Raw genomic sequence first — 14,216 nt, forward strand, 5'->3', positions numbered from 1 at the left:
AAGATTTTATGACTGACAGTGAAAAATTTACCTTCAAACAAGTTGCGCAAATGACAGGCTGCGAAATGTTTTGTGTAGCTCGTTTACGAATAGATACGTTTGTAACCGAACAAGAAATAACAGTACCAGAGCTTGACGATCAAGATTTGGACTCAATTCAGGTTTATTTGCTCAATGCTGAAAAAACAAATGCATTGGCCGTTTGTCGTATTTTTCAAGAAAATGGTAAGTGGATGCTAGGCAGAGTAGCAGTAGCTGCAGCAACGCGTGGGCAAAAATTAGGAACCAAAATGATGACACAGGTTCATGAATACCTGCGTGATCAGGGTGCCGACCGGCTTTATTGTCATGCACAATGGCAAGCAAAACCCTTTTATGATTTTTTAGGCTATCACACTGAAGGCGAGCCATTTGTAGAGGCTGACATTAAGCATGTTATGATGTATAAAGATTTATAAAAATGATAACTTGCACTATATTTGTGCAAGTTTTTCTTTAATTGCCGTCACTACCAGATCAATTAAAATTTTGTTTCCGGCAGAAGTGAGATGCTGCCCATCTTCTTGATAATATGAAGATAAATTTTCTAACTGGCAAAAATTGGCGATCAGGTTAATAAAGGGAATATTATACTTGCGAGCACAATCTGCGGCAATTTGATTGTATGCTTTCATATCTTCAAGATTATAGTATTGCATGATGTCCTTGTTTTTAGGGTCTTCATAAGAGGGACCTGCAATAATCATTCTAGCAGCACCGATATTTTCAACCATGTAATTCAGGTTCTTAGCATAATTAGTGCTGCTAATCCCCCAAGCACTTGACATGTCGTTTGTACCATATTCAAGCACTACTATGTTTGCATCTTGCGGAATTAAATTTAAGCGTTTCTTGCCTTCAGCAGTAGTGGCACCGCTTAAAGATAAGTTTATAATTTGCGCATTTGCGTCTAGTTCTTTTTGCACACCTACAGTTATGACGTTAGTATCATGACCAGCATGGTAGCCATTAAATATAGAATCGCCAAATAAAATTATCTTTTTCATAGTTTTGCCTTTCTTTTTGATTAGAAGAATTAATTAGAAAACATTATACTTTTATTCTACTATATTAATGAACATAAAATTTAAGGACATTAGGATGAAAAATTATTTACAATTTAACAGAGAAAAATGGCAGTCTTTTTCTGCCGCTGAACCGGTTAAAATTACTAAAGAAGAACTGGCAAAGATAAAATCTTTGGGTGATATTATTAATTTAACTGATGTTCAAGAAGTTTACAGCAGTTTAATTAAGTATCTTTATTTAGTTTATCAAGGTAAACGGTCTCTGCAGCAAAAGCAGAGCGAGTTTTTGCATCAAAAAATTGCTAGCGCACCTTTTATTATTGGTATTTCCGGTTCAGTTGCGGTGGGTAAATCTACCACTGCCAGACTTTTACAAGTATTGCTCAGCCGGACATATCCTGGGTTGAAAGTACACTTAATGACCACAGACGGTTTTATTTATTCTAACCAGGAATTGGAAAGACGCAATCTGACTGATCGTAAGGGCTTTCCTGAAAGCTATAATATGAAATTACTTACCGACTTTCTGCAAGATGTATTGAGAGGCAAAAAAGATATTGTTTATCCCCTTTATTCTCAAGAATTGAGTGATATTGTGCCTGGGGAATATGGTCATGTGTGCGAACCCGATATTTTAATTATTGAGGGCATTAATACGTTGCAGCTGCCAACCAATGGCCAAATTGTGACGAGTGACTTTTTTGATTTTTCAATTTATATTGATGCTCCTGAAGACCTGATTGAAAAGTGGTTTATGCAGCGTTTTGTCAGGGTAATGGAACTAAATAAGAATAATCCGCATAATTTTTATTATGAGATGGCTAATGGCCCTAGGGATGAAGCCTTAAAGTTTGCAGAGGAAACTTGGCAAATGGTGAACTTGGTCAACTTGCGTGAATATATTGCTCCAACCAAGCAACGCGCCAATTTAATTTTGCATAAAACTGCAGGTCATGTTATCGATCAGATTTATCTTAAACAAATCTAATGTGTACCTTTTAAAAGAGTAACTTATAATAGGCTTTGAAAGTGTGAAGTTAAGAGTAAATACAGGAGGAACAAATGTTACTGTTAAACAGAAGTGATATTGAAAAATGTTATTCCTTAAAAGACTGCATTGCTGCAGTGGCCGATGCTTTTAAATATTTTTCTGCCGGTAAAGTAGATGTGCCATTGAGAACTCAGATTCTTAAGCAAAATGGTAAAGATACCTTCTTGTGTATGCCGGCTTTTTGTGAAGAGTATGATGCGGCATGTGTGAAAGTGCTGAACATGTTTCCTGAAAATATTAATCAAGGCTTGCCTTCAATTAATGCTCAGGTGTTAAATATTGATACCAAAACAGGAGTAGTTAATGCTATTTTGGATGGTAATTATGTTACCCAATTGCGCACAGGTTCTGCTTCTGGTGTAGCGCTTAAATATTTGGCGAAAAAGAAATGCAAAAAGGGTGCGTTAATTGGTACGGGAGGACAAGCTGCTACACAGCTTGAAGCAATGCTGATCGTACGTGACTTAGATGAAGTAACTGTCAATGACCTTGATTTTGAACGTGCTCAAAAGTTTGCTGGGAAAATGCAAGAGCAACTAGCGCAATACCATACAAAAATTACTGCTGTTAAGACAGGCAATGAAGCCGTGAAGGATGCAGATGTGATTATTACAGTTACGCCGTCGGCTAAACCAGTTTATGATGCTCAGTTTATTAAAAAAGGCGCAACAATCTGTGGTGTTGGTGCTTACCAGCCACAAATGGAAGAGACCCCGGCCGAGCTAGTCGCTAAAGCAAATAAAATTTACTTTGATTCTAAAGATGCTGTTTTAGCAGAATCTGGTGACATAATTATCCCTTTAAATAAGGGCATGGTTGCAAATACTAGTTTTACTGGCGAAATCGGTCAAGTAGTCAGTGGCGACTTAATTGGGCGTGAAAACGATGACGAAATAATTTTCTTTGAAACTGTTGGCATTGCAGCTCAAGACCTGATGGCAACGAAGTCTATTTATGATAAAGCCGCAAGGCACAAAGTAGGTACACAAGTTAATATGTAATTTCATTACAAGTAAATATTTTTGGTTTATATTAAAATCATAAATCACCGATTTAGTGGTGTTGATAAAGTCCAAATTTTGTTATACTAATCATTATGAATGAGATTTATTTACTATTAATTAAAAAATTTGCTTTACCTCCAGCGTGGTTTTCTTGAAATCAGTAATTAATTCAGAAAAAGATTTAGAGGAGTAAAAAATGGTACAAGCAATTAACTTAAAAAAAGGTATGGTCTTTAGTCAAGATGGTAAACTAATTCGTGTTTTAAAGGCTAATCACCATAAACCAGGAAAAGGCAACACTGTTATGCAAATGGATTTGCGTAATGTTGAAAGTGGTGCTGTGGTTCATAAAACTATGCGTCCAACCGAGAAAGTAGATTTAGTCGAAATCACCAAAAAAAGTGCGCAGTATCTTTATAATGAAGGTGATATTTATACTTTCATGGATACTGAAACTTATGAACAATATGAAGTTTCAGCGGAACAACTAGGTGATGATAAACTTTACCTGATGCCTAATATTGAGGTTCAATTGGAATTCGCTAATGACAGCAAGCTGCTTGGTGTGGAATTACCATCAACTGTCACAATGAAAGTAGCTCATACTGAACCGGGCATTAAAGGCGCTACTGTTACCGGTTCTGGCAAACCAGCTACTATGGAAACAGGTTTGGTAGTCCAAGTTCCCGACTTCATTAAGGAAGGTGAAGAACTGGTTATCAATACTGCAGAGGGTGCCTACAAGTCAAGAGCCGAAGGTGGCAAGTAATTTTTAAAATATAATATAAGCTAACAAAGCACTTCACAAAATTAATAGTGGAGTGCTTATTTTTTGATGTTTAAGTTAAAAATTAGTAATACTTTTTTCTGAACTGCCCAGGTGACATTCCTGTTGCTTCCCTTATTTTCTTATATAAATGGGATGCATCTGTAAAGCCACAAGATATAGCTATTTTTTCTAGAGAAATAGTTGTATCTTTCACAAGTAAACTTTCAGCCTGCTTTACACGTATTTTTAGTAAATAACTATGAATACTCAAACCAGTATATTTTTTAAAGTCACGTGCTAATTGCGAGGGACTCATTGAGCACTTTAAAGCAATGTCATTAACAGTAATTTTCTTATAGTAATTCTGATCCATATATTTAATAGCAATTTTAATATAATTAGGAGCAGAATGAAATTCACTGGAATGGTTAGTAAGTTCGTGCTCTTGAGTAGCAAATAGGTCACAAACTAAACTGTAGGTTAGATTAGATAAAAAGGGATCATTTGTACCATCAGAGTTTGTGGAAATTAACCGAAAAATTCGACTAAATAAGTTTTCAGTATTTTTGTAGGGTGTAAAGACCGGAAGAGCGTTTTCAATAACTTCATTGAAAATCTTTTGCATAAAAGGGCTGTTAAAGTGTAGAAAATAAAAATCACTATCCGTTACAGCCTTATAATAATTAAATTCTTTACAATCTAACAAAACTATTTGTTGCTTCGCAATGAACACCTGGTTACGAAAAAAAATTCCATTTCTCCTTTTTTGATATATATTATTAAAAAAGAATCCATAAAATCTCTTTTTACTTTATAGGGGTAAGTCACTAGATATTCTGCCCCAAACATAGGGTAAAAGAATATTTCATGTGCTAAATCGCTGGGATTATTAAAATAAATTCCCTTTTCAATAGTAACGCCACACTCATTTTGGGGAATAAAATCCGAGTATTTATTCATTTTGTTCCCTCTTATTTATCTGAACTTTGATTTACATGACGATTCTGAAAACAAGATTGAAGCTCTTCAAGAGATTTTCCTCTTGTTTCAGGGATAAATTTAATCGCATAAAATAGCGAAAAGATGTTTAGTACAGTAAATACAATAAAGGTATTACTAAAGCCAATATTAGTCAATAATATTGGGAATATATAACCTACTAAAAAATTTGACAGCCATAAGAAGAAAGTCGCAATTCCCATAGCCATTCCGCGAATGCTTTGAGGAAAAATTTCTGACAGAAGTACCCAAACAATGGGTGAAACTCCTCCTTGGAAAAACATTAGAAAAATAGCCATCAGTAAAAGCATAACATAGGGGAAAATCGGACTTTTAATTAATAAAATCGAAAGTATGCTGATTGCCAACATCGTTATAGTAGTTCCACAAATAGCAGTTATTACCATTTTCCGTCTATCTATTTTGCCCATTAAATGAATGCTGGCAATGGTTGCAAGAGTTGAAATGATACCATTGCTAATATTTGCAATTAAAGCAGCAGAATGGCTAAACCCGGCATTGCTTAAAACAGTTGTGCCATAAAACATAATTATGTTTATACCAATAGCCTGTTGCATTACCCCCAATCCGATACCAATCAATATTAGACGGCGAATCCAAGGAATTTTTAAATCCTTAAAGGTTGCCTTTTTCTGTTTGCTGCTCAAAGCTAAAGATTGCTTAATTCTGACAATTTCGGCTTTAGCATCTTCTTTACTGTTACGAATTTTCTCTAAGACTGAAAGTGCCTGATCGTTTTGGTGCTTAGTTACTAACCACCTTGGCGATTCAGGTACTTTATGTATACCAAATAAAAGCAGAATTTCGGGTATGAGACCCACAGCTAGCATGTATCTCCAAATGCCGCGATAACTTCCCAGCATTACTCCGAATAATGCATTGATTACATAAGATAGTAATTGTCCACTTACTATCATCAATTCATGATGATTGACAAATTTTCCTCTTATTTCTGGTGTAGACAATTCAGCTAGAAAAACAGGACTAATAACGGACTCTGCACCAACTGCCAAGCCTAATATAAAACGACATAAAATCATTACTAGAGCATTAGGGGCAAAAGTACAACCTAGGGTACCCAGAATAAAGACCCAGGCAGAATACATTAATACACGTTTTCTGCCAAAATAATCTGAAAGTTTGCCTCCAATGACTGCACCAAAAGCAGCGCCTAGAGTGATGCCACTGGTAACCAAACCTTCATCTGAAGCGTTTAAATTAAGCTGATCAGGTTTACTCATGAAAGAGAGAGACCCATTTGTGGCTCCAGTATCTATACCAAATAGCAAGCCACCTAAAGTAATTATCCAACCATAACGTTGTAATCTTTTTTGCTTATCTTTATTTATGTATACATCTGCTTGATTGGGAGATGTATCTTGTTCATTGTTCATTGAATCACCATATTCCTAATTTTAAAAAATCAAGTTATAAGTGATGCAATAACCAAAAATAGGCTCGTGAGTAATTTTTATCATTTTTTACAGGCTATTTCAAGGGTATTCATTTTTTAAAAGAAAAATAAATATAATGAAAACCGCAACACATAAGAGATAAAAGAAGCTTATATGTTTTTAAAATATTTGTTAATGAAAGAGCAAACTTGATCAAAAAATACTTTTTTTACTTAATAAAAAGATTAAAAGTACATTTTTTAAGCATGAAAATACATCCTTCTAATTTAAAATTGCTTTTTTAGCAGCGTAAAAACTACTTTTTTAAAAATATTTTATATATATTTTATTTATTAATACTAAAAATAAATAATGAATAGAAGCATTTATATGTACTTTTAAAAATATAATTTTTATAAAATATGTTTATTAATAAATAAAAGCGTTTGCAAAAGAAATAACGAACTTTACAGTAGGTTCCAGTGATTGCAATCACTGAAAATAGAAGAATTTTTCTATATTTCTTAGATTTTTATTATTTGCTCGTAATAAGAAATAGTCATATTAAGGTTTTAGTGTGCTTTAGTTGTTAAAGCATATTAGATAAAAAATGGAGATTGTAAATGCAAGAAGATAGTTATGAAAATAATCACCATGGTTATTTAGTTTTAGTTGCATGGATTGCATGTATGGGTGCCTTGTGTTTTGGCTTTGATACAGGAGTTGTAAATGGCTCTTTGGATTTCTTAGCTAAACCAAGCCAATTAAACTTGTCATCTTTTGAGCAAGGAGTCGTTTCCAGTGGTCTTACTTTCGGTGCTGCGTTTGGTGCCGTTTTTGGTAGCCCATTGAGCGACAAAATGGGCCGCAAGAAATTAATGATCTGGCTAGGTGTTTTATTCACGCTTACAGGTTTAGGCTGTGGTTTTGCACCTAATACTGGTGTCTTAATAATACTAAGAATAATCATGGGATTGGCAGTTGGTGCAACTTCTGCTTTGGTTCCTGTTTATCTAGCGGAAATTTCACCGGCAAAAGAGCGTGGTAAATTTGTCAGCATGAATCAGTTACTAATTGTTGGTGGTCAAGGCTTATCATTTCTTATTAATGCCATTTTAGGCAATACGATCGGTGTCCACAATGCAGGTGTTTGGAGATTGATGTTGGGAATTACAGCAATTCCAGGTATTTTACTTTGGTTTGGGATGTACTTAGTGCCTGAAAGTCCGCAATGGTATGCCAATAAGGGAATGTTTGGCAAAGCGCTACAGGCTTTGTATCGTGTTAGAACCAAGGCTCAAGCTGAGGCAGAGATTGATGAACTAAAAGAAAATGCTGCTGAACTAGAGCGGGAAAATGCTGAAAAAGCATCGTTTAAGGATTTTAAAAAACCGTGGATTTTTCAAATTGTTATTACTGGTTCCTTATTGGGAATTTTTCAACAATTCGCCGGTATTAACTCTGTAATGTATTACGGCACAAAGATACTAACCTCTGCAGGTTTTGGTAGTAATACCTCGCTATATATGAATATTGCTAACGGCGTATTTTCAGTCATTGGTGCCATAGTTGGCATGTATACAGTTGATAGGCTGGGCAGAAAGCCATTATTGTTAATTGGTTATATTTTCTGTGCCCTTGCCTTGATAGTTGTAGCGCTGATTGGCAGCTTCGCACTCCATACTTCTTGGGCTCCTTATGCAGTTCTAATTATTTTACTGGTTTATATAGTTATTGACCAGGGTACTCTTGGTCCTGTTACTTGGCTACTTAACTCTGAAATTTTCCCAGCTCGTTATCGCGGATTAGGAACAGGAATTACCATCTTTGTTTTGTGGATGGCTAACTTCGTAGTAGGGCTTTTATTCCCAGTTATTCTATCAGTTTTGGGTATTTCATCATTCTACATTTTTGCTGCATTTTGTTTGCTTGGTGCATGGTTTGTCAAAGTCAGAGTACCTGAAACAAAAGGGGCCTCCTTAGATAGTATAGAGAAGTTCTTCCATAGCAGATATGACAAATAGGAAATTGTGATTAATAAAGAAATATGAAGGAGAAAAATTATGTCTGAATATGATGTAAATAAAAATATAAAGTTAGGCATTTGTCCTATTGGCTGGCGTAATGATGATATTCCATCAATTGGTGCAGAAAATACTTTTCCCCAACTTTTAAGTGATGCCGCTTTGGCTGGCTTTAAAGGAGTAGAGATGGGAGGATTTTTCCCAGGACCAGATGAAATTAATTATGAGCGTAAATTACGCCACATTGAAATTGCTGGTCAATGGTTTAGTAGCTTTATCATTAGAGACGGACTTGAAAAAGCAACAGCGGACTTTGAAGAACATTGTAAAAAACTGCAGGCTCTTGGTGCACATATTGCAACTGTTTCAGAGCAAACTTATTCCATTCAACAAACAAGTAAGAACATTTTTAAAGACAAGCCGTATTTTACGGATGAAGAATGGGAAAAAGTGTGCGCTGGTTTGAATAAGTATGGTGAAATTGCTAAAAAGTATGATGTTAAAGTTGCATACCACCACCATTTAGGTACTGGTATCCAAACTTTGGCTGAAACGAAGAGACTAATGGATAACACCGATCCTGACAAAGTTGGACTTGTTTTTGACACTGGTCATGCCTATGTTTCAGAAGGTGATGTCATGCCTATGCTTAATGAATTTGTCGATCGCGTTGTTCATGTTCACTTTAAAGATGTCCGTAAAAATAAAGAAGATGATTCAAGAAAGAAAGGTTTGTCCTTCCAAGATTCTTTCATGAATGACATGTTTACCATTCCTGGTGATGGCAGCATTGACTTTAGGCCGGTATTTAAAACTTTAGCAGACCATAAGTATACTGGTTGGATTATGGTTGAGGCTGAGCAAGACCCTAAGAAGCATAATCCATTTGAAATGGCGTTAAAAGCTCATAAATATATGGAAGATGAGTTATTTGCACCATACCAAAATAACTAGAGTTAGATTAAAGATAAATTTAAATGAATTAAAAGGCATGCTTATATTACTTGTACACTTAATTAATAACAGAGCACACTTGTTTAATTTGATTTTATTAAGTTAGTTTTCGCCTAAATTGCCTTTTTATAAAAAATAGTGAGGTTTTTAATATATATGATTATTGATAAGTCCATTAAATGGGATAAAGTCTATGACGTAGTAGTTTTAGGATTCGGTGGCGCAGGCGCCAGCGCAGCAAGGTTTGCTGCTGATAATGGGGCTAAAGTACTTCTTGTTGACAAAGCACCTGAAGGCCATGAGGGAGGCAATACTAGGTATTCAGGTCAAAATGTTGGTTATACACCTGACCCACAAAAATTCAGAACCTATTATAAAGCCCTTGCACAAGGTTTTCACATTGATGAAGACGTAGAAGATACTGTCATTAACGGTTTGGCAAACATGAAAGATTACTTTTCTAAATACTTGGAAGTTGAACCTTTTGTATTTGGTGAGCATCCAGATGACAACCCTTTGTCTCATACAGCAGATAACCAAACTACTGCCACACACCCGGAATTTCCTGATTCTTCTGCTTCAGAGCTAATGACTGTTCATAATGGTATGTTTGATTCTGCTTTATGGACTGTACTAAGGGAAAGGGTTTTAGATAGGATTGATAATATTGATGTTTGGTACGATTCACCAGCAGTACATATTCTTCAAACTCCTGATAAAACTGTAGTTGGTGTTCAGATTAAAAGAAAAGGCAAGATCAGAAATATAGGTGCCCGCAATGGTGTGGTTTTGTCAACTGGTGGTTTTTCAAACAGTAAAATTAAGATTCAAGACTTTATTGGTGAACACCATTTAGCTCCTGTTGGTACGCTCTATAATACTGGTGATGGTATTGATCTTGCGCTTGAAGCTGGTGCCAGATTATGGCATATGACGACTTATAACTCTGCCGGCATTGTGGGAGACCTGACTTTGCCTGTCAAAGAAGGAGAACGCAGTGTTTTTCAACCAGCAGATATTGATGCCAAAGAAATGTACACTGGCAGCATCTTTGCAGTTGGTGATGATGGTACAAGATATTGTCGTGAAGATATTTTCAGTATTGAAGGCTGGTTTTACAATCACGGTCAATGGCGTACACCTCAGGCCCCGATCAAGCCATATGTTGTCTTTGACCAAAAACAATACGAAAGATTAGCAAAGATTGATCATGTTCCATATCAGCGTGCGCTAAAGAACTTCTTAATTAGTGCAAATAGTGTTGCGGAACTGGCTGCAAAAATTGATGTCAAACCAGAAACGTTAACTTCAACAATTGATACTTTCAATTCTTATGCAGAATCGGGTAATGACTTAGATTTCCACAGAGCAGCTGCAACTTTGGAAAGATTTGATACATCTGATACCATTTATGCTTTGCCAATGGTTCAATCTGTTGCTCAAACTCATGGTGGTCCTAAGAGAAATGGCAAAGCTGAGATCATGGATCCGTTTAACAATGCCATACCACACTTATATGGTGCAGGGGAACTGGGTAGTAACATTGTCAGAATTTATCAAGGTGGAGAAAACCTGGCTGACTGCTTGATATTCGGTAAAGTCGCTGGTGAAAATGCAGCTAAGGCTAAGCACGATAAAGATGCTCTGTTTGAAAACGGCAACGATGCTGCTACAGGTGCTTCTGTTAAAGCAGATCCTGATTTAGCAAGTGATTTAAAGAAGAAATACACTTTTGAACTTGGCAAGAATCAGTATCTTGGCGTAAGTTCTGCCGGTATGGGTAATGATATTGTGGTGCGCGTTACTGTAGATGACAATCAAAACCTTAAAAACATTGAAGTTTTACAAGAAAGCGAAAGTGAAGACTACGGTAAAAGAGCGATCAAAGCTTTACCAAAAATTATGGTAGAGAAAAATACTTATGATGTTGATGCAATTTCTGGTGCATCTTCATCCAGCAGAGCTATGAAAGAAGCTGTTAAGCAAGCTTTAGATTCAGCCAAAGAAAAAAATAAATAAAGTATAGTGTTTTAGCAAAATGTAATTTATAGAACTCGCAGTTGACTTTTCAGGATGGCACAGTATACATTCAGAAATTAATCTCTGCGAGTTTTTATAATAATTGGAGAAAATAATGTTAAAAGGAATAATACCTGTAACTATCTCTGCTAACTTAATTAAAAACTTGGAAAGTGACCAACCGCTTTTTGTCAGTGGTAGATTACTAGCCATAATGACTTTAGGAAAAGATAATGAAGGTTTAATTACCAGGCGTGAGTATTTGCAATATTTTAATACGCTTAGTATAGAAACAGGAGCAGCTTTAATTGCAGATGGTCAGTCCGGTTTTGGCAATGAACTTAGTGCCTGGACTACCGCAAAGGAATTGGGAAATGCAGGGGCACGTTACCTAGTCCTTAATGATCAAAAGTGGCCATCCACCTCTATTGAAATAGCAGGAACAATATCGGAAAAGGTTTTTATAAATATGGTTAAAGCAGCAGTAGCAGGGGGTAAGGACTACGATTTACAAATTATTCCAAAATTAGAAGGAATAACAAAATATGGTTATGCAGAATTAATAAGCAGAATCGAATTACTTTTAAAGATGGGGATTAAGCAAATTATTATTGCTAGATTAACCCGAAAAGAATTGGTGCAATTAAAAGCTGAAAAATTTTTCTCAAAAATTGGAATTGAATTGGACAATACGGACTTAGATCTAAAAGAGGTCCAAAAATTTAAGCCAACATTTATATTGCCTGTAGAATCTGCTATCGCAAATACTTTAAGCTCAGAACAACAGCTGTACGAATTTTATAGTAAGGAGAAGAATTATGAAGAATAAAGGCAAAACGATGCGCTTAATGTTTAAAAAGCTTGTTCATAACAGAACGAAAATCCTTAAAATGCCTGTAGTTGGGGACGGCTTATCAGCTAAAATAAGTGCAAAAGCAGGCTTTAAAGCAATCAATGTAACCGGATCTGCTACTAATTTCGCATATGGTAAACCTGATATGGGTTTTGCTGATTTTTATATATTATTCGATCAGGCCCGCAAAATTATTGAAAATGTTTCTATTCCTGTCTTATGTGATGTGGGCACTGGACATGGTGCAAAGGAAAATATTGCACGAACGACGCGTAGTTATGAAGCGATTAACGCGGCTGGAATTTACCTTGATGATGGTGTCTGGCCTAAGAGCTGTGGTCAAATGTCTGTGACACAAATAGCGTCAGTTTCCGAAATGGAGAAAAGAATACATGCTGCAGTTGAAGCTCGAAAAGACCCTGACTTTATCATTATGGCTCATTCTTCGGCTAGAGCAGTTTGTGATATTAATGAAACTATTGCTAAACTGCGTTCTTATTGCATTGCAGGCGCTGACATGTTATACGTCGACAGCGTTTCATCAGAAAAGGAATTATTGCAAATAACAAAAGAATTTTCAAAAATACCACTATTAATCAATTCTGCCAATTTAGCAAAAACTTTTAGCTGGAATGATTTGCTTAAAATGGGTTATAGCATGGCAACTTTCAAAGAAGAAGCAATTTATGCGAGAGTAAGTGGTGAGCAAGAAGTTTTAAAACAAGAAAAGAGTAATACCACTGCTGTTTCACCAGAAAAAGAAATTATTAGTGTACAAGCATTCAAAAAATTGGTTGATACTGAGCAGATGAACAGGCTTGAAAAAGAATTAATTTTATAAACTGGGATAGTAATATGAAAAATAAACATCAGATAATCAAGTTTATCATTATTATTATTCTGTTTTGGTTTGCACAATATGTTTATGTACCTTACCAAACACCATTTCTAGCTGCTATTAATGTTGCTTCCAGCTTTATCGGAATTGTGGTTGGGGCCTATGGCTTCTCGCAAATGCTATTGAGAATTCCTTTGGGAATGCTGGCAGATTGGCATTTAAACCATAAGTTGCTAATTACGTTAGGAACGTTATTAGCTGGACTGGCTTCAATTATGAGGGTACTTTTTCCTAGCGGTATTGGTTTTTTATTAGGTAACATCTTTTCAGGAATAGCTAGTTCAACCTGGCTCTCTTTTATGGTTTACTTTTTAAAACTACGTTCAGATGTGAGCAAAGTAGAAAACATGGGTATTCTGGTAATGGCCAATAATTTAGGAATGCTGCTCGGCTTTGTGGTTTCTAGTTTATTTTATGAAAAAATAGCCATGAAAGGCCTATGTATTTTAGGCGTACTAGCCGGTATATTAGCCTGCATTATGACCATAACGTTACCAACTTTTCAGTTCAGCTATAGTTCTGGAAAGAATTCTTTTATTAACTTAATCAATGTCTTTAAAAATAAAACTTTGCTAATCTGTGGCGTATTAGCTTTTATTCAACAAGGAATACAGATGGCTACTACCATGTCCTTTACCAGCCAGGTGATTAAAGAAATCAATGCACCGTCTTATGCTGAAGGATTATCCTCGATCATTTATATGTGTTCGGCTGTTTTATTTGCCCGCATAACGTCTTCAAAGTATATTGCCAAATTTAGTGACCGAAGTATTTTAATAGTTAGTTATATTTTACTGGCGCTTTACTGCTTTGCTATTCCTTTGGCTAGGCAAATCTATTTAATATATTTGTTACAGGTTATACCTGGAGTTGGCACGGGAATATTATTTGCCATTCTTAATGCAGCAGCGATTTCTAACGTGCCACAGAAGGCACTTTCGACAGCAACAGGTGTTTTTCAGTCTATCTATGCTTTGGGAATGACACTCTTTCCCATTTTTGCGGGACAATTACGTGCACAATATTCAATGACTATTTCTTTTATAGTTATGGGTATTTTGGCTTTAATGGGTAACTGCATTGTGATCATTTTTTGGCAAAAAAAAAGTAATAATAATTAGCCGTTTTTTACATTTTATGAATATTTATATACATTGAGGCTC

The 14,216-nt window shown here is 35.6% G+C and carries 14 protein-coding genes; 10 read left to right on the forward strand and 4 right to left on the reverse strand.

The window, feature by feature from the left end; translation table 11 throughout:
• The first annotated feature begins 8 nt into the window (after positions 1-8).
• Entirely contained in the window at positions 9-458 is a 450-nt protein-coding gene (locus ACZ2M0_RS02400) for a GNAT family N-acetyltransferase (RefSeq protein ID WP_490058384.1), read from the forward strand.
• 15 nt (positions 459-473) lie between these two features.
• Here the strand turns inward: ACZ2M0_RS02400 and ACZ2M0_RS02405 are convergent, their stop codons facing one another.
• Positions 474-1,046, reverse strand: coding sequence for an SGNH/GDSL hydrolase family protein (locus ACZ2M0_RS02405; RefSeq protein ID WP_490058385.1), 573 nt, complete (start codon positions 1,044-1,046; stop codon positions 474-476).
• 94 nt (positions 1,047-1,140) lie between these two features.
• Between ACZ2M0_RS02405 and coaA the strand changes: the two genes are divergently transcribed.
• The 3 genes from coaA (at position 1,141) to efp (ending at position 3,891) form a co-directional block, all read left to right on the forward strand.
• Complete coding sequence (coaA, locus tag ACZ2M0_RS02410) at positions 1,141-2,055, forward strand: type I pantothenate kinase (protein WP_490058386.1); 915 nt, start codon at positions 1,141-1,143, stop codon at positions 2,053-2,055.
• 74 nt (positions 2,056-2,129) lie between these two features.
• Entirely contained in the window at positions 2,130-3,119 is a 990-nt protein-coding gene (locus tag ACZ2M0_RS02415; protein WP_490058387.1) for an ornithine cyclodeaminase family protein, read from the forward strand.
• A 199-nt stretch (positions 3,120-3,318) separates the two neighbouring features.
• Positions 3,319-3,891: an elongation factor P gene (gene efp, locus ACZ2M0_RS02420; RefSeq protein WP_223902792.1), complete on the forward strand. Its 573-nt coding sequence runs from the start codon at positions 3,319-3,321 to the stop codon at positions 3,889-3,891.
• Positions 3,892-3,973: 82 nt separating this feature from the next.
• Here the strand turns inward: efp and ACZ2M0_RS02425 are convergent, their stop codons facing one another.
• The 3 genes from ACZ2M0_RS02425 to ACZ2M0_RS02435 all read right to left on the reverse strand — a co-directional run bounded on the left by ACZ2M0_RS02425 (position 3,974) and on the right by ACZ2M0_RS02435 (position 6,305).
• Positions 3,974-4,516 (reverse strand): AraC family transcriptional regulator, encoded by a 543-nt coding sequence (locus tag ACZ2M0_RS02425; RefSeq protein ID WP_490058388.1) that lies wholly within the window; start codon positions 4,514-4,516, stop codon positions 3,974-3,976.
• A gap of 83 nt (positions 4,517-4,599) precedes the next feature.
• Complete coding sequence (locus ACZ2M0_RS02430) at positions 4,600-4,851, reverse strand: hypothetical protein (RefSeq protein WP_490058389.1); 252 nt, start codon at positions 4,849-4,851, stop codon at positions 4,600-4,602.
• 11 nt (positions 4,852-4,862) lie between these two features.
• The gene (locus ACZ2M0_RS02435; RefSeq protein ID WP_490058390.1) at positions 4,863-6,305 is read right to left on the reverse strand and encodes a sugar porter family MFS transporter; all 1,443 of its coding nucleotides are present in this window, start codon (positions 6,303-6,305) and stop codon (positions 4,863-4,865) included.
• A gap of 623 nt (positions 6,306-6,928) precedes the next feature.
• On the opposite strand from ACZ2M0_RS02435, the gene ACZ2M0_RS02440 reads away from it, so the two are divergent.
• From ACZ2M0_RS02440 to ACZ2M0_RS02465, 6 genes are all read left to right on the forward strand, one after another.
• Entirely contained in the window at positions 6,929-8,329 is a 1,401-nt protein-coding gene (locus tag ACZ2M0_RS02440) for a sugar porter family MFS transporter (protein ID WP_490058391.1), read from the forward strand.
• Positions 8,330-8,368: 39 nt separating this feature from the next.
• A complete protein-coding gene (gene iolE / locus ACZ2M0_RS02445) occupies positions 8,369-9,283 on the forward strand; it encodes a myo-inosose-2 dehydratase (RefSeq protein ID WP_223902788.1) in 915 nt (304 codons plus the stop codon).
• A gap of 156 nt (positions 9,284-9,439) precedes the next feature.
• Positions 9,440-11,302, forward strand: coding sequence for an FAD-dependent oxidoreductase (locus ACZ2M0_RS02450; protein ID WP_490058392.1), 1,863 nt, complete (start codon positions 9,440-9,442; stop codon positions 11,300-11,302).
• A 115-nt stretch (positions 11,303-11,417) separates the two neighbouring features.
• Positions 11,418-12,131 (forward strand): hypothetical protein, encoded by a 714-nt coding sequence (locus ACZ2M0_RS02455; RefSeq protein WP_490058393.1) that lies wholly within the window; start codon positions 11,418-11,420, stop codon positions 12,129-12,131.
• Positions 12,121-12,996: an isocitrate lyase/PEP mutase family protein gene (locus tag ACZ2M0_RS02460; protein ID WP_490058394.1), complete on the forward strand. Its 876-nt coding sequence runs from the start codon at positions 12,121-12,123 to the stop codon at positions 12,994-12,996. Before ACZ2M0_RS02455 ends, ACZ2M0_RS02460 begins: the two co-directional genes overlap by 11 nt.
• A gap of 14 nt (positions 12,997-13,010) precedes the next feature.
• Positions 13,011-14,174, forward strand: a complete 1,164-nt coding sequence (locus tag ACZ2M0_RS02465) for an MFS transporter (RefSeq protein ID WP_122051851.1) — start codon at positions 13,011-13,013, stop codon at positions 14,172-14,174.
• The last annotated feature ends 42 nt before the right edge of the window (positions 14,175-14,216 follow it).

It is taken from the genome of Lactobacillus sp. VURO6/B1 (VP7) (assembly GCF_058139575.1).